We start from the raw sequence: 15,305 nt of genomic DNA, 5'->3' as shown, positions 1-15,305 counted from the left end.
AGTTACTGTCGCCTCATTTCATTCGCTAAATAGTCTTACATTCCCGCTTCAACCTGTTTATTCGTACTCGACCTGCATTTCCTGAACATATACCGCAGTTCCTGCGATAAATACATCCATACTGCCTTCATGACGCACAACCTGTACGATCACTTTACCGTCCCTTCCGATCTCTATCCCCTGCTCGACTACGCAGTCTAACGATGCTGACTCATGATCTAAGTATGTCAGAACATAAGCCCCCATCACGCCTGAAGCCGTTCCGGTTACTGGATCCTCAACAGTACCCGAATATGGAGACGAGAAGTGCCTAGCGTGCATCAACGAATTAGGATCGTTAGTTTCGAACGTAATAGGATGGATCGAGGCCTTCGGGACTTCACTGCATAGCTCAGGAAATACGTGATTGTTAGGCTTCATGTCACCGAAAGCGCTTAAAGTTCTAATCGGTACGATTAACGTCCAGATTCCTGTGCTCCCATACACAATCGGCTTGGTCTGATCGATGTCCTCTGCTCGAAGTCCGATAGACGCTGCCAACTCATTCACATCTCCTTGAAAAGGAAGAAACTGCGGCGCATTCTGCTTCATTTTAATTGTCAACTGATCGTTCGAGCGCTCGAGCTTGATGGGCAGGTTACCTGCTTTCGTTTCGATCTCAATATCTTCTGCCTCAAGCAGACCTCGAGTCGATAAAGCATATAGTGCTCCAACCGTCGCGTGACCGCACAGATTCATCTCATGGCCAGGCGTGAAGTATCTCAGTCGCAGATCGCTTTGTTCGGACTTCAGGACGAATACAGTCTCATTGAAGCCCACCTTGAATGCAATCTTCTGCATATCTTCAGCTGATAGATGATCCGCATTCAGCACAACGCCAGCTGGATTACCCTTATTAGGTTCAGATGCAAACGCATCATAATGATAGACTTGAATAGAAGGCATAAAGAATTCTCACTTCCATTGTAAAATTAGGTTGTTCTTTCTTAAAGATGACATTCGCTCACAGTTCGGTACTGGACGTGTGTCCATCTACTTGACCGCGTTCCATTCGTCATAGAATTGCTGCAAGTACTGCTCCATAAACTGATGACGCGATTGCGCTAACTGCTTGGCGTATGAGGTATTCATCAGTTCCTTAAGCTTCAAGAGCTTATCATAGAAATGTTGAATGGTTGTATCCCGCTCCTTACTTAATGTATCATTGGCTTTGTCGTACAACCCTGGATTATGCATGCTTCTCCCTTTCCAGCCCGAATATTGAAAGGTTCTAGCTATACCGATAGCACCAATCGCATCCAATCGATCGGCATCTTGAACAATCTGCCCTTCCAATGTCGTCATCGGCGGATTAGTGCCCCCGCGATAGGACATGGTCGAGATGATTAACATGATATGGTCGATCAACTGACGATCCTCAATATGATTCAGCAGCCATTTCTCAACCTTATGCAAACCCGCTTCTTTGCTTTCATTCAGCTTCTCATCTGCCACATCATGCAATAAGGCGGCAAGCTCACATATGTAGATGTTCGCCCCTTCACGTTTGGCAATTTCTACGGCCAGTTTACGAACTCGATCGATATGCCACCAATCATGACCGCTCGAGTCACTCTCTAGTTCTCTCATTACATATTGCTCTGCAAGACGTATGATATCTGCTTCTGTGTTCATCTATAAGTACCTCTTTAGGAATCATTTTTATCGGAAATGCAACTTATCTAATTTGTTCATCACTTCACTCACCATGACTTCAAGCGGCAATTGCCCGTCTAGCAGCACGTCACAATCTTGCTTTACCGCATCGAATATTTTCTGATAAGCGATTCTGCCGCCATTCAAATACTGTACCAATGAGCCATCAACGAACTCCATCCTCTCCTCAGCACTTACAATGAGGAAAGTCCGTTCTCATATTGCGCAGAATTCTTCTAGCTAACGCAATATCTAGCGGTAAATGTATACACACCAGTATATCAACGATCTCTCGCATTCCCTCTCTAGATCGACCGAATGGCTCTTCGATAATAATCGTTTTCGCCTTCTTTATTTTCCGATTCGCGGGATCGATGATTTCATGGCCTGCTATCAATTCCTGCAAGTCTCGATCAAACAGCGGGGACTTCATATCCCTTGGATTCACTTCCTGACCAGCAGCTATCATCTCGAAAATATCGGGAGGATACTCCTTCGTCTCATGATAGGTATCAAAGTACAGCGTAGAGGAATCGGGAATAACTTCCGAGAGCCGATTAACAAGCGTACTTTTGCCTACGCCAGCGGATGAGCCGCATACTGCGATAACTACGCTTTTCATCACGAACAACCCCTTACGGAATCTGATTTTTTATTTACTTATATGTCCGTTACATATGATTGATCTCAAGCCGTTTGTAGTTGTTCTTGATGAAATTAACACCTAAAAACACCGTGATTGCTACTGCCGCCAGCATCAGATAATAGTCAATCGGCACAACGAGCTTAGGCAGCATCATCGACTCGTTCAGCATGACCGCTAATACTGCAACAACTTGAATGACAAGCTTCCATTTTCCGTACCTGTCGGCAGCAAGTGCGACCCCTCTAGCAGATGCAACGGTTCGAAGCGCAGTAACGACAACTTCCCTTCCAATGATGACAAATGCTATCCACGAATGAATATATTGATGCTGCACCAGCAGGATGAAGGCTGCTGAGATCAGCAGCTTATCCGCCAGTGGATCCAGAAGCTTGCCTAGATTCGTAATCTGATTGTATTTCCGAGCGACATATCCATCCAGCTTATCCGTGACAGAAGCAATAGCAAATAAGGCTACTGCAAAGTACACCCCATATATATCTAAGAACTCAACAACAGTGAAGCTATTAACCATCCATGCCGGATAACTCTGATAACACAACATAAATAACGGAATCAATCCGATTCTTGCGATTGTGATCTTATTAGCGAGATTCAACGCGCTTCACTCCCTAACGAATATGATCGGAATCGTGACTTGCGTCCTCATCAAGTTCTTGAATGCTTGGACGCTCATACCTCATAGAGCCTCAATGATATCTCCCGCAAGCAGTGATGACTCCGAATATCTGGAGGCTGCTGCTCGGTCCCCCGCGAGTCCATGCCAGTACACCCCTAAGGCTGCCGCTAGCAAGGCGTTCAGTCCTTGACCCAACAGGCTGCCGATAATGCCCGCTAGCACGTCGCCTGATCCGCCAGTAGCCATGCCTGGGTTGCCTGTTGTATTGACGTATGTTTCGCCATTCGGCGCAGCAATGATAGTCCGGGCGCCTTTCAGCACAACGATAACGTTGTGCGCCTGCGCATAGCTGCTGGCGATCCCGATGCGTTCGCGCTGCACCTCAGATGTAGGCAGGCCGCAGAGCCGCGCCATCTCGCCGGGATGTGGCGTGATGACGGCAGGCGCGGTGCGCGGCGGCCATGGCGACTGCTGCGCGGCGGGCGCGTCTGCAACCTGACGACACGTGTCGTCAGCGAGCATATTCAGCGCATCAGCGTCCAGCACGAGCGGCGCATCGATGCGCTGCCACAGCTCGCGCAGCCAGGCTGCGTCGCCGGGCCATCGGCCTAAGCCGGGGCCGATAACAACGGCTTGCTTGCCCGCGGCAGCAAGCGCGAGCTCCTGCGCGGAGGTGCGGCTCCACTCGCCGCTGCCGCCATCCGCCAAGCCGCGCAGCATCGCTTCCGGCAGCAAGCCGATCAGCTTGCCGGACAACTGGTCCGGCACCGCCCAGCTCACGAGCCCGCTGCCGGCCCGGAGCGCGGCTCTCGCGCATAGCAGCCCCGCGCCGCTCATAGCCGCGGAGCCCGCAGCGACGAGCACATGCCCATACGTCCCCTTGTGCGTATCGGCATGTCGTTGCGGCGGCAGCGCAAGCCCGAAGCGCTGCTTCAGCGTCTTGGCATCGAGCAGGAATGTATTCACTCCTGCGCTGCTAATGATGTGGTCGGGGATGCCGATGGATCGAACGACCACCTCTCCCGCCGCTTCAGCACCGGGATACAGCAGCAGCCCGCGCTTATACTGTGACAGCGCCACGGTCAGAGATGCGCGAACGCACGCTCCTGGCATCTCACCCGTATCAGCATTGAGCCCGCTCGGGATATCGGCTGATATGATCGGCAGTCCGCTGCTGTTCATCTCATGGATAAGGGCCGCAAACGGTTCACGCGGCTCACCCTTCGTCCCAGTTCCGAGCAGGCAGTCAATTATGCCGTTCCATTTGCTCCATTGAACAGCCTCGCCTTCCGTTGCATCTTGATGAAAACATGAATGCGGTACACCCATTTTCCGAATAATATCACGCTGAACCGCTGCGTCGCCTGTCAATTGCTCTGGTGGGACTGCATATAGCACATCGGCTTCATATCCCATCGCAACTAAATGTCTTGCACAAACTAGCCCGTCGCCGCCATTGTTTCCTTTTCCAACGATGACCAGCCACCGGAAGCCTTGTACACACTCCGTCTTACCATTCTTTGCGACTAGTTCTCTTGAGAATCGTACCGCCTCTTCCGCAATGGCGCGCCCCGCTGTTTCCATCAACACTAATGCAGGAATTCCAATCTCCTCAATGACATGCTGCTCGATCTTTCGCATCTCTAGATTCGTAACAATATGCATATGTACCTCCCCAAGATGTGAATGTTCCAGCTGATCAACCGCTATTTTACATCTTCACTCCTCTATCCGCTCGAACCGCGTACCCTGATCATGTCGATTCGCATAGATGTCCTTTTCTCCGACGATCAACTGATCTACCTTCCCTTTATGCTCAACGAATACAACCACCACGCTCAGATCATCAACATAGAAGCAGTGATCCTCACGCCCTTTTAACCTTCGATCGCCAAATATAAATAGCGCGCCATCTCTTCTCTCGATATGAACGTTTATACCCATCTCTTGGTTACGATAAGTTCCGACATACCGCTGCATTTCCTCTTCAGAACAAACGTAATCCGGGAAATGAACAAGATTGTATCGTTCAAGCATTTGCTGTTCATAACGTCGCCAGTCCTTATTGGTGTTGTCGATCGAGACTACTGGCAGCTTAACCTGCTGGATCAACCTTTCGGCGATATCTGCATAATCTCTCAAAAAAGCAACATGCAGGCTCCCTTCATGCTGAGCTCGGTTCTGATAATATTCGGTACTGCCGTACTCATCATCCTTTCGAAGGATGAGCTGCGCTCCGCCCCTGCATTCGATCATGTTATCAATAGCCGCCCAGCTATCTTCCTGGTACAAATACAGAAGGCTTGCATCATGCTGCCTTAAGATCTCAACCTGTTCCTCGACAAATGCAATTATGCTGCTTCTATTCATGTCTTTGCATAATAGACTTAAGATTGGCACTTGAAATAGTGCAGATTCCATAACTATTACTTCGGAAGAATCGGAGTCTTCAGCGAGAAATTGTTGCCAGTTCAGCAGATACGATCGCATCCATTCATCCATGTTATCTTCTGACGATTTCCTGAATAATGGATGATCTGCCGTTGACTCTAGGTACAGTCTTGCCTTATGTCCATTTCTTCTTAACTGTTCGTACATAAATCGTGCGCTTGTAGATTTGCCCGACCCGGGAATGCCCTCGATAAGGATTAGCTTCTTCTTCATATTCTCTTAAATGAGCCCCTCTCTAACGACTTGAATGAACTCTTGCTTATGATCCGGATGACATGCAATGATATAAGGCTCAGCTTCCATCCCTGTAAATGGATTACCATCAAAGTCTACGACAATTCCACCCGCTTCCTTCACCATTAAAATGCCAGAATACAAATCGTCCCCTTCCGAGTTATAGAGGATAATTCCGTCAATGTCTCCCTTCGCCAGCATGCACCATTGCAACGTGGGTGCCCACAGCCTAAGCATCCGCTTAAAGCTCACATCAATATGCTGTCTTAATTGAACAGCCTTCGCGTCATTCTGGACTTGATGACCTTGAATCCAGCCAACATTTCCTCGAAACAGATCAACGCTTCTCTTTACCTTCATAGGTTGTTCATTACAGGTGGCGCCTTCACCATAGACAGAGGCAAACAGCCTGTCCGTCAGCGGCTCGTATACCATCCCCATGACCGGTTCTTTTCTATACATCAATGTAATCGAAATTGTAAACACAGGTAAGCCAATCGCAAAGTTGTTTGTGCCATCTAAAGGATCAATCATCCACAGCCAGTCGCTTTCAGACCCGATATTGCCTATTTCTTCACTATGGATCTGGTGTGTAGGGAATGCCTGCTGAATCTGATTAACGATCCATGCTTCCGCCATATGGTCCGCTTCCGTCACGACATCGCCATAACGATCCTTTACCGTGAGCTCACTGAAATTATCGAATCTATCTCTTACGATTCGCCCTGCTTGGCGTATAGCTCTTTCCGATAACACTCTTGCCTGTTGGAGAACACTATAGTCCATATTACACCTCTATTAGGAAAATGAATTGCATAGTAAAGACCCAATGCTGCGAACACTCCTAAGCCTCAATTGCAACAATAGAATGCCTCAGTTAAATAGAATATTTTTACACTAACACATTCTCGGCTTGTTATCTAAACCCCTCTATTTTGAACACGTTCATTGAAATATGCTCCTACACGACTATGGCGGTGGTCACGATCTGCCTTAGACGGTTTTAACCCGTTATCTCATCTCGATGAACACATCCACTCGCTGTAACGGGTTAAAACCCGCTTATCTCCCGCGCGGAGCACCGTTCGCCTTCTCAGACGCTCACCTAAGACGGTTTTAACCCGTTATCTCGGTTCGATGAGCTCATCCACTCGCTGTAACAGGTTAAAACCCGCTTATCTCCCGCGCCGAACACCGCTCGCCTTCTCAGGCGCTCTCCTAAGACGGTTTTAACCCGTTATCTCGCTTCGGTGAGCTCATCCATTCGCTGTAACGGGATAAAAACCGCTTATCTCCCGCGCGGAGCAGCGGTCATGCAAGACGGTGCACGCTCAGAAAGCGCAGCCACTCGCGTACACCAGCGCATGTGCCGCGAGGGTGCAGCGTCGAGGGAGTGTGCGCGGTACACAGCCTACTGCCAGCAGCACGCATGCCAGCAACCTGCCTGCATCCAGGCAGCCATGCATGCATGCCAGCAGACATGCTGCGCGTACCCAAAAAGGCCAACCCGCTTATTCCAAGCGAATTGGCCTTCTTATCAGCACCCTAAATGCTACGCACTCGGGCTGTCTAATGTAGCGGAACCCTTGCTTCCCCGGCGCGGTTCTCTGGCCGGCAACCCCTGCGCTATGCGCAGGTACTTCTGACCGCGCCAACGCCAGAGGCATAGCAAGCCGCGCAAATATTCATCGGATATCATACAGATATAGATGCCGATCAAGCCTAAGCCCCATTCTATACTTAGCATGTAGGACATCCCCGTTGCAATTCCCCACATCGATACGAGTGAGATGATCATGACGAACTTCGTATCACCAACGGCATTCAACCCGCTGTTGAGCCCCATATTCAGCATCTTGCCTGGCTGAAGCAGAACGTTAAGCGCTAGCAGCGACACACCGATCGCGATGATCTCGGTATCTGCTGTGAACAATCCCAGCATCTTGTCACCCAGTACATATATGATCAGGGCATTTACGAAAACGACTCCAAGGCCTATATACAACCCTCGATAAGCTGAGCGATACGCTTCCTTATACTTTTTGGCGCCGAATAAATACGCGATCTTGATCTGCGAGCCCATCGCTACAGACATTCCGAGCAGCGCACAAAAGGATTCGAGCGTACTCATATAGGTTCGAGCTGCAAGCTCCTTCGGTCCGAGCATCGCAATGAAGGTAAAGATAATGAGCTGCGAGAACACCCAGTTCCCATTGCTTACCCCTAGCGGCCAGCCGATCCGCAATATTTCTTTGAACAGCGGCATCTCAAAGGTTAACAGCTCTTTAAATTGAATTCTGCGTTCAAACGTATGGATGAACATAAACAACAGCATCATGACTGCCAACAGACGGCTGGTTACCGTGGAATACGCTACCCCATTAAGCCCTAGCTGCGGCAAACCGAACTCACCGAATATAAATCCATAGTTCAAGATCACGTGAATAACGTTCATCCCGATCGCCGTTAACATCGGTCCCTTCGTATTGCCAGTATTGCGAATAACGGTACTTAGTGCGCTCATCATAGCGGTCAGAATCATACTGCCGCCAACGGTTTGGATATACACTACCGCCATAGGCATCAGATTCTTCGGCATCTGCAGCCAGCCCGCGATCGTCTCTGGTATTGCGATGAGCGTGAGACTGATGAACAGTCCGATAGCACCTGTAACGGTAAATGCCATAATACCGATAGTCCGAGCATCCTCTTGTCGTCTTGCTCCAAGCTTCTGTGCAACCAAAATACCCGCACCGGCCGATATCGTCGCGAACAGTGTCGTCAACGCATTAAAAAGTTGGTTGGAGAATCCGACAACCGCTACAGCGTCATCTGAGATTCGACTGACCATCAAGGTATCAACCGTTCCCAACAGAAACTGCAGGAACAATTCAATAAAGATCGGCCAAACCAGCACCCATAATGACATATTACTTTCCTTATTTTTAAGCATTTCAACCCCCACTAATCTGTCCGAACATTTGCATGTAATCCATGAAAATGTTGCAAAGCCTTGATGTAACGAATACATTATAGAGAATAAGCCTATGAAGTTATATCATTAAGGAAACGAATACTTTAGATATTCCAACCTATCATACAGGAGGTACCAGTTCATGACAGCTATTCGTTTCACTCTCCCGCCGATGCCTAATTTTATCGTCAGCGGTCAGAGTACGATGAGTGTAGGAGATAAACATTTCGCTAGACGCGGATTAAGCTGCTTTGACTTGCTATACGTTATTAGCGGCTGCCTATACATGGGTGAAGAAGATTGCGAATTCGAGGTGCGGGAAGGTCATGCTCTAATTTTACGTCCAGATGCCTATCACTATGGCAGCAAGCCATGCACGGAAGATACGAATTATATATGGCTTCATTTTCTATCAACAGGTACATGGAATATCGTTCCGACTAAACAAGCAGAAGCTAACATTGTACCCTTGGATAAGCGTGACAGCACCTTCTCTAACATCAAGACACGGTACTTTACAGTTGAAGTGCCTGCTTTCTCGAAGGTTGATCAGCCTTCGCTCATGACTGAGATGCTCCAGCAGCTTATCGAATACCAGCACCTTGAGCAAAACAAACTCATTCTCTGGAAGCAGCAGGCGCTGTTCCAGGACGTATTAATGCAATTAGCCTCTTCCGACCATAGCCAGACCAAGCCGCTCGCCTCCCAATGTGCGGAGCTTGCGGCTGCTTACATGCGCCAGCACTATAAGGAAGAAATAACAGCTCAAGATCTAGGTGAAGCTGTAAATTTTCACCCTGTGTATATCGCTCGCTGTATGAAGCAGCTATTCGGATGCTCACCCATGCAATATCTGCTTAACTATCGGCTTGAACGCGCCAAGCTGCTGCTTATTCAGAGTGATTCAGCCATTCTTCAAATTGCGGAGGAGGTTGGTTTTCAATCTGCAGCCTATTTCACAGCTTCATTTTCAAAATATGAGGGCATATCACCGCGGCATTACAGAGAGAGATTCCGCTAAACGATATGATGATTTACAACTTATATAAAAAGCTATTTATCACATGTACTACCATCTCGAGGCAAAAACCGATATAATACGAGATGGACTTTATACTTGTGCCAGAATAAATATTCGGTATGGAATTGTAGGAGTGTGGATAATTTGAGTTTATGGGAAGCATTTGTAGCCCTTATCCTGGGAATGGTTGAGGGTCTCACGGAATTCGCGCCGGTATCTTCCACCGGTCACATGATTATCGTTGATGATTTCTTGTTCCAGACGAAAGAGATGTTTACACCAGAAGTTGCGAATACGTTCAAGATTGTCATTCAGCTGGGGTCGATCCTGGCAGTAGTAGTCTTGATGTGGGATCGTTTTATGAATCTGTTAGGCTTGAAGAAGTTGAATGGACAAACCCCTGACGGTCCGCGCTTGAATCTGATGCAAGTCATTGTCGCGCTTATCCCAGCCGGTGTGCTTGGATTGATGTTTGACGATTATATCGATGAGTACTTATTCTCAACCGAAACGGTCATCATCGGACTCGTTATTGGGGCAATTCTTATGATTATCGCCGATAAGTTTGGTCCGAAACATCCTAAGACTGAGACTGTCGACCAGATTACTTATAAGCAGGCTATAACGGTTGGCTTGGTACAGTGCTTATCCCTGTGGCCAGGCTTCTCCCGCTCCGGATCCACGATTTCAGGCGGTGTCTTGATGGGGATGAGCCATCGTGCAGCAGCGGACTTTACGTTCATTATGGCGGTTCCGATTATGGCCGGTGCAAGCTTCTTATCACTTTTGAAGCACTGGGAATATATCACGATGGATGTTATTCCATTTTTCATCGTCGGCTTCTTTAGCGCTTTCGTGTTTGCGTTGATCTCCCTTCGCTTCTTCCTGAAGCTGATTAACCGAATTAAGCTCGTTCCGTTCGCCATTTATCGTATCGTTCTCGCAGCAGTAATCTTTTTCTTAATGATGTAATCGTTAATCGATACTCGATCATAAGTAATATCAGAAATAGCCCCTACCCACCACATAAGATGGAATCAGGGGCTATTTTCTTTCCGTGTAAGCTGCGTTCTATTCATTCATGCAACCTTTTCATCTCGATAACGTACCCTATGTTAAAATGTGCTTCATTCTTATCAAAGGGGTTGACCCAATGGATATCACGCCTATCATTATACTAGCGCTTATCGTACCCATCATCGTTCTGCTTGCTATTATCGGCTTGAAGATTATTCGAGGTAATCCGCTGCCAAGCTCAGATTATACGCCATTCGATTACATCACAGGTCATACGTCTGTTGAGTTCCAAGATCAGAAACAGGATCAGGAAGAAGAAGACGACCAAGGCGATGATAAACATAAGAACAAGCGATACCCGCTGCGCTAACAAAGACTAAGAGCCGAGTCCCGACACGTACGTGTTTGATTCGGCTCTTCACATTAGTATGACAACATCCTCTTCAGCTCTACACCAGTTTTCCCGCATCGTATGTCAGCTTTAACAGCAGCACACTTACTACAATTATGGCGATGCCTGCCACAATGATCAATATGATTCCTAACCAAGCCGAAAGAAGACTGAACATAATAACAACCAGCGCAGAAACAGCGGCCATCCAATAATACTTCCACCTGCTCATCGCCCGCTCTCCGAGTTCATAATTTCCTAATCTGCGCGCGAATTCTGCAATGCCTGAACAGTGCGAATAGATTAATATTAAGTCCATAGCTACAAATAAAATCGATAACAAGATCGCGATACCGGTCATAGCTGACATTGACAACGAGGAACCAAAGATGCTTGTCAGAAGCCAGATAATGATGATGATTGCCACATTCACAATGCTAATATTGCGAGCGCGTTTGAAATGTTCATTCTCACTGCTCAACTGACTAAACCCGATGATGAGCAATATCAGTCCAATAATATCAGGCAAAATATCAAAGCCCTGCACCTTAAAATCAATCAAGACGAACAATAGACCCCAAAATACGATCATAAACCTCATGATATCCCCCCTCTATAGAATGAATCTCAGAAGTACCATTCGAACCCTAATGATTAACATACTACATGATTACCTGTTTCTTCCACGATTATTTCTAATAGCATATACGCAAAAGTCGCCAATTAGTTTGCAGTTAAATCTATTTTCTTAGGTTAAGGATAAACATGAGGCTAATTGAAAAAACGCCAAGCAGAATTCACTCTGCTTGACGTTAATATTCGTTGGGTTCTGCTCATTAATACGTATTAGACATCATGTGATTCATTCGATTCATATGTCCGCGATCCATCATCGCAGGGCTTTGCTCTAGATTAGAGTGGCAATCGTTATACATTTCCTCAAGCTGCTGGTTCGTGGCAGTCGGATGCATCTGCTGCATGTGAGGCTTCATGTCTTCGAACGATTGTCCTCCCCAATTCGCCGCTGCATAAGCACCGGTTCCGAAAGCAAAGGTAAGTACAACTGCTGCTGAGATCGCCCATTGTTTCTTCATTGCAATCACCTCCTATATACAAGCTTAATGCATCAATAAAGAGAAACATAGTATTATATTTTTATAATTTTTACCATGATTTACTTACGGCTGCTGTGTACCTTCTTAGCGCTGCAATTCCTCTTCAATAACTACTTGAACGTCTTCATAACGCGCGCCTTCTACCTTTCGTCCATTAATGAAAACAGTTGGCACGACTTTAATGTCATAATGTTCAATACTTTCAATATCTTTCAGAACATGCTGCTCATATCTGCGCTCTTCCAATGCTGAAGTAAAGTCCTTTACATCTACCTCTGGAAAATGATCGACCACTAACTGAGATAAGAAGTTAATATTAGCCCATTCCGATTCCTTCGAGCCTTGCTTTTGCAGCAGTAGATCGTGAAAACGCCAAAACGCATCTTCGCCCGCCTGATCATACATGTACTCAGCCGCCATCGCAGCTACAGCTGAGTCCGGTCCAAGAAACGCATCGCCGACATAGTAAAAAGCAGCTTTCCCCGTCTTCACATAATCTTCATCAATCAACGGGTATACCGTTTCAGTCCAGCTCTTGCAGGAAGGACATTTGTAATCGCCTACCTCAACGATTTGGATCGGAGCCGAACGTTCACCCTTAACAGGCTGTTCGTCTAGTCGAAATTGTTCCATGGAATATCGGTCAGATATGGCTTCTTGATCAGCCTCGTCTTGTCCTGAACTCATTGCCCCATATACGACCGCAACGATTAAAATGAGTGCAACAGCAACACCAATGCCAAATATGTACTTTTTTTGCATATTTGTTCTACTCCTTTAGAGCTTTACTCCATATTGGAAGTTCAGAATAATTCATTATATCGAAATTGCTATCCCTATCTCGTGATATAAATCACCTTCCTATGTATAACATAACTTAAAACCAACAAACTATTCATTTCGAATACTCGCCGCATACGCGTATATGATTATCTAATACACACTCACCATTAAACGGCAAATAGCCCTCCTAGAGATTGTACATACAATCACTAAAAGGGCTTGTTCTCAATAGGACATTATTCTGTTAGTTGACGGTATTGCTCAGCAGTAAGCAGCTTCTTGAAAGCTTCTTCCACACTGCCTTCCACTTCGATTTCAGCGATCCATCCGCCTTCGTACGGCGCTTCATTCACTCGCTCCGGCGCATCTTCAAGCTCCGTATTTACACGAACGATCTTCCCGGATACCGGTGTGTACAATTCGGAAACGGTCTTAACCGATTCGATCGAGCCCATGCTGTCACCAGCGCTCAATTCAGTGCCGATCGCTGGAAATTCGATGAATACAATATCCCCCAACTGACTTTGTGCATGATCTGTAATACCGATTCGTACCGTGCGCTCATCTACAACCAAAGCCCATTCATGCTCTTCGCTGTACACCAATTGATCTCTTACTTCGCTCATGACATAACCCTCTCTTCTTCACAGTATACATGCAGTTTGTCCATATTAAACACTTTAATGGGATGACTTGCAACACTTGTTGAAACCGCTTACGATTGTGTTGCAGGATGCTTGTTCATTGTACCTATAGGGTAAACACGTTTCATTTTGATGTCAATACGTTTTTGGAAGAGTATCCCTGCTTATAATTTATGTATTGACAATAACAACCAATTCAAGGTTCAATAGGATTACATAACGGAATAGGCGAATGATGGTAAAGGGAGAGATTACCCCTAGACTTGCAATTGCGCGGTAACGCCGAAGGAGTAAGCCATACAGGTGAATCTCTCAGGCAAAAGGACTTTTACCGGACGCCACTCTGGAGAGCACCCTGCACGATAGGGTCACCCACGGGGAAACTTCTCGATGAACGTTGATGCGGCATGTTACTGCTCGCCATGTACGGTTATCGGTTAAGGACACTCTCAGGTACCAAGGACAGAGCAAAGCGACACAAGCGGAACTACGGAACCGCTGGTGCTGCTGTGCACTGTCCTTTTTTGTGTATGACAGGAATGAAGACCCGCTCCGCAATTCATATTACTATGATGAGGTGATAGAATGACAACTTTAAAACGCACTCCATTGTACGATGAATATGCTGCTATTCCCGGAGTTAGATGCATCGACTTCGGCGGTTGGGAGCTGCCCGTACAATTCACGGGCATTCAGAAAGAGCATGAAGCCGTTCGCACACAAGCCGGCCTGTTTGACGTATCGCACATGGGCGAATTCCTAGTAGAAGGCGAGCGTGCGGAGGCTTTCTTGCAGCAGCTGACGACCAATGATGTCAGCCGCCTAGCAGACGGACAGGCTCAATACACCCTCCTCTGCTATCCGCATGGCGGAATTGTAGATGATCTGCTCGTTTATCGCATCGCGGCAGATCGTTATATGCTCGTAGTCAATGCTTCGAACATTGACAAAGATTATGCATGGCTCAATCAACACCTGCCTGAGCAAGGAGTCCAATTGACGGATCAATCCGAAGAAACTGCGCTGATTGCGCTGCAAGGTCCGAATTCGTCGGCTATTTTGTCTGAGCTGACAGAAGTTCAACTGGATGAACTGAAACCGTTTCATTTCATAGACGGTGCAATGGTGGCTGGTATCCCCCTGCTGCTGTCACGTACGGGCTACACGGGTGAAGACGGCTTCGAGCTGTATGTGAAGAGCTCTGACGCCTCTCTCTTGTGGCGCAAGCTGATGGAGTCAGGACAGGCGCACGGGCTGCAGCCTGCCGGGCTCGGCGCTCGCGACACGCTGCGTTTCGAAGCGCGTCTGCCGCTGTACGGACAAGAATTGTCCGAGTCAATAAGCCCGCTCGAAGCTGGCCTTGGTTGGTTCGTGAAGCTCGATAAGAGCACTCCGTTCATCGGTCAAGACGCGCTGAAGGAACAGAAGCTTCATGGTGCTCCGCGGAAGTCTGTCGGTATCGAGATGATCGACAAAGGGATTCCACGCGCGCATTACGCTGTATATAATGCTGAAGGCGTACAGATTGGCGAAGTCACAACGGGCACACAATCACCTACTCTGAAGCGGAATCTCGGTCTAGCCCTGCTGGACGCGGCTTATACCGCGCTAGGCACCGAAGTGATTGTTGATGTTCGCGGCAAGAGGCTTAAGGCTGAAGTAATCAAGACACCGTTCTATAAGCGATAAGCTCGCAA

At 47.4% G+C, this 15,305-nt stretch carries 18 protein-coding genes and 2 riboswitches; of the genes, 4 read left to right on the top strand and 14 right to left on the bottom strand.

The features are described 5' to 3' along the window. Nucleotides 1-57: 57 nt before the first annotated feature. The 10 genes from AC3WTP_RS12615 to AC3WTP_RS12570 form a co-directional block, all read right to left on the bottom strand. On the bottom strand, nt 58-945 hold the full coding sequence (locus AC3WTP_RS12615) for a PhzF family phenazine biosynthesis isomerase (protein ID WP_492394970.1): 888 nt from the start codon (nt 943-945) through the stop codon (nt 58-60). An 87-nt stretch (nt 946-1,032) separates the two neighbouring features. Then, entirely contained in the window at nt 1,033-1,674 is a 642-nt protein-coding gene (locus tag AC3WTP_RS12610) for an HD domain-containing protein (RefSeq protein WP_492394969.1), read from the bottom strand. 27 nt (nt 1,675-1,701) lie between these two features. Further along, on the bottom strand, nt 1,702-1,875 hold the full coding sequence (locus AC3WTP_RS12605) for a hypothetical protein (protein ID WP_492394968.1): 174 nt from the start codon (nt 1,873-1,875) through the stop codon (nt 1,702-1,704). A gap of 7 nt (nt 1,876-1,882) precedes the next feature. Beyond that, nucleotides 1,883-2,317 (bottom strand): nucleoside/nucleotide kinase family protein, encoded by a 435-nt coding sequence (locus AC3WTP_RS12600; RefSeq protein WP_492394967.1) that lies wholly within the window; start codon nt 2,315-2,317, stop codon nt 1,883-1,885. A 49-nt stretch (nt 2,318-2,366) separates the two neighbouring features. After that, nucleotides 2,367-2,957 (bottom strand): CDP-diacylglycerol--glycerol-3-phosphate 3-phosphatidyltransferase, encoded by a 591-nt coding sequence (gene pgsA / locus AC3WTP_RS12595; RefSeq protein ID WP_492394966.1) that lies wholly within the window; start codon nt 2,955-2,957, stop codon nt 2,367-2,369. An 81-nt stretch (nt 2,958-3,038) separates the two neighbouring features. Beyond that, a complete protein-coding gene (locus tag AC3WTP_RS12590) occupies nt 3,039-4,643 on the bottom strand; it encodes an NAD(P)H-hydrate dehydratase (protein ID WP_492394965.1) in 1,605 nt (534 codons plus the stop codon). Between the two features lie 54 nt (nt 4,644-4,697). Next, nucleotides 4,698-5,642: a P-loop NTPase family protein gene (locus AC3WTP_RS12585; RefSeq protein WP_492394964.1), complete on the bottom strand. Its 945-nt coding sequence runs from the start codon at nt 5,640-5,642 to the stop codon at nt 4,698-4,700. A gap of 6 nt (nt 5,643-5,648) precedes the next feature. Next, the gene (locus AC3WTP_RS12580) at nt 5,649-6,449 is read right to left on the bottom strand and encodes an inositol monophosphatase family protein (RefSeq protein ID WP_492394963.1); all 801 of its coding nucleotides are present in this window, start codon (nt 6,447-6,449) and stop codon (nt 5,649-5,651) included. A gap of 525 nt (nt 6,450-6,974) precedes the next feature. Further along, nucleotides 6,975-7,169 (bottom strand): hypothetical protein, encoded by a 195-nt coding sequence (locus AC3WTP_RS12575; protein ID WP_492394962.1) that lies wholly within the window; start codon nt 7,167-7,169, stop codon nt 6,975-6,977. A 46-nt stretch (nt 7,170-7,215) separates the two neighbouring features. Next, the gene (locus AC3WTP_RS12570; protein ID WP_492394961.1) at nt 7,216-8,616 is read right to left on the bottom strand and encodes an MATE family efflux transporter; all 1,401 of its coding nucleotides are present in this window, start codon (nt 8,614-8,616) and stop codon (nt 7,216-7,218) included. Between the two features lie 163 nt (nt 8,617-8,779). Between AC3WTP_RS12570 and AC3WTP_RS12565 the strand changes: the two genes are divergently transcribed. The 3 genes from AC3WTP_RS12565 to AC3WTP_RS12555 all read left to right on the top strand — a co-directional run bounded on the left by AC3WTP_RS12565 (nt 8,780) and on the right by AC3WTP_RS12555 (nt 11,045). Next, nucleotides 8,780-9,658, top strand: coding sequence for an AraC family transcriptional regulator (locus tag AC3WTP_RS12565; protein ID WP_492394960.1), 879 nt, complete (start codon nt 8,780-8,782; stop codon nt 9,656-9,658). A gap of 144 nt (nt 9,659-9,802) precedes the next feature. Next, nucleotides 9,803-10,630 carry an undecaprenyl-diphosphate phosphatase gene (locus AC3WTP_RS12560; RefSeq protein WP_492394959.1) on the top strand — a complete coding sequence of 276 codons (828 nt, stop codon included), beginning with the start codon at nt 9,803-9,805 and terminating at the stop codon, nt 10,628-10,630. Between the two features lie 181 nt (nt 10,631-10,811). Next, nucleotides 10,812-11,045 carry a DUF3951 domain-containing protein gene (locus tag AC3WTP_RS12555; protein WP_492394958.1) on the top strand — a complete coding sequence of 78 codons (234 nt, stop codon included), beginning with the start codon at nt 10,812-10,814 and terminating at the stop codon, nt 11,043-11,045. A gap of 79 nt (nt 11,046-11,124) precedes the next feature. On the opposite strand, the gene AC3WTP_RS12550 is transcribed toward AC3WTP_RS12555, so the two are convergent. From AC3WTP_RS12550 to gcvH, 4 genes are all read right to left on the bottom strand, one after another. Beyond that, a complete protein-coding gene (locus AC3WTP_RS12550; protein WP_492394957.1) occupies nt 11,125-11,667 on the bottom strand; it encodes a hypothetical protein in 543 nt (180 codons plus the stop codon). A gap of 235 nt (nt 11,668-11,902) precedes the next feature. Further along, the gene (locus AC3WTP_RS12545; RefSeq protein WP_492394956.1) at nt 11,903-12,160 is read right to left on the bottom strand and encodes an FAD/FMN-containing dehydrogenase; all 258 of its coding nucleotides are present in this window, start codon (nt 12,158-12,160) and stop codon (nt 11,903-11,905) included. A gap of 105 nt (nt 12,161-12,265) precedes the next feature. Then, entirely contained in the window at nt 12,266-12,943 is a 678-nt protein-coding gene (locus AC3WTP_RS12540; RefSeq protein WP_492394955.1) for a DsbA family protein, read from the bottom strand. 257 nt (nt 12,944-13,200) lie between these two features. Then, nucleotides 13,201-13,590: a glycine cleavage system protein GcvH gene (gene gcvH / locus AC3WTP_RS12535; RefSeq protein ID WP_492394954.1), complete on the bottom strand. Its 390-nt coding sequence runs from the start codon at nt 13,588-13,590 to the stop codon at nt 13,201-13,203. Nucleotides 13,591-13,840: 250 nt separating this feature from the next. Continuing rightward, nucleotides 13,841-13,946: riboswitch (glycine riboswitch) on the top strand. A gap of 3 nt (nt 13,947-13,949) precedes the next feature. Next, nucleotides 13,950-14,076, top strand: a riboswitch (glycine riboswitch). A 117-nt stretch (nt 14,077-14,193) separates the two neighbouring features. On the opposite strand from gcvH, the gene gcvT reads away from it, so the two are divergent. Beyond that, nucleotides 14,194-15,297 (top strand): glycine cleavage system aminomethyltransferase GcvT, encoded by a 1,104-nt coding sequence (gcvT, locus tag AC3WTP_RS12530; protein ID WP_492394953.1) that lies wholly within the window; start codon nt 14,194-14,196, stop codon nt 15,295-15,297. Nucleotides 15,298-15,305: the final 8 nt, after the last annotated feature.

The organism is Paenibacillus sp. EB106-04-04-XG159 (genome assembly GCF_058791835.1).
Note: the sequence above shows the minus strand (reverse complement) of the source record. Positions and strands in the feature narration are given on the sequence as shown.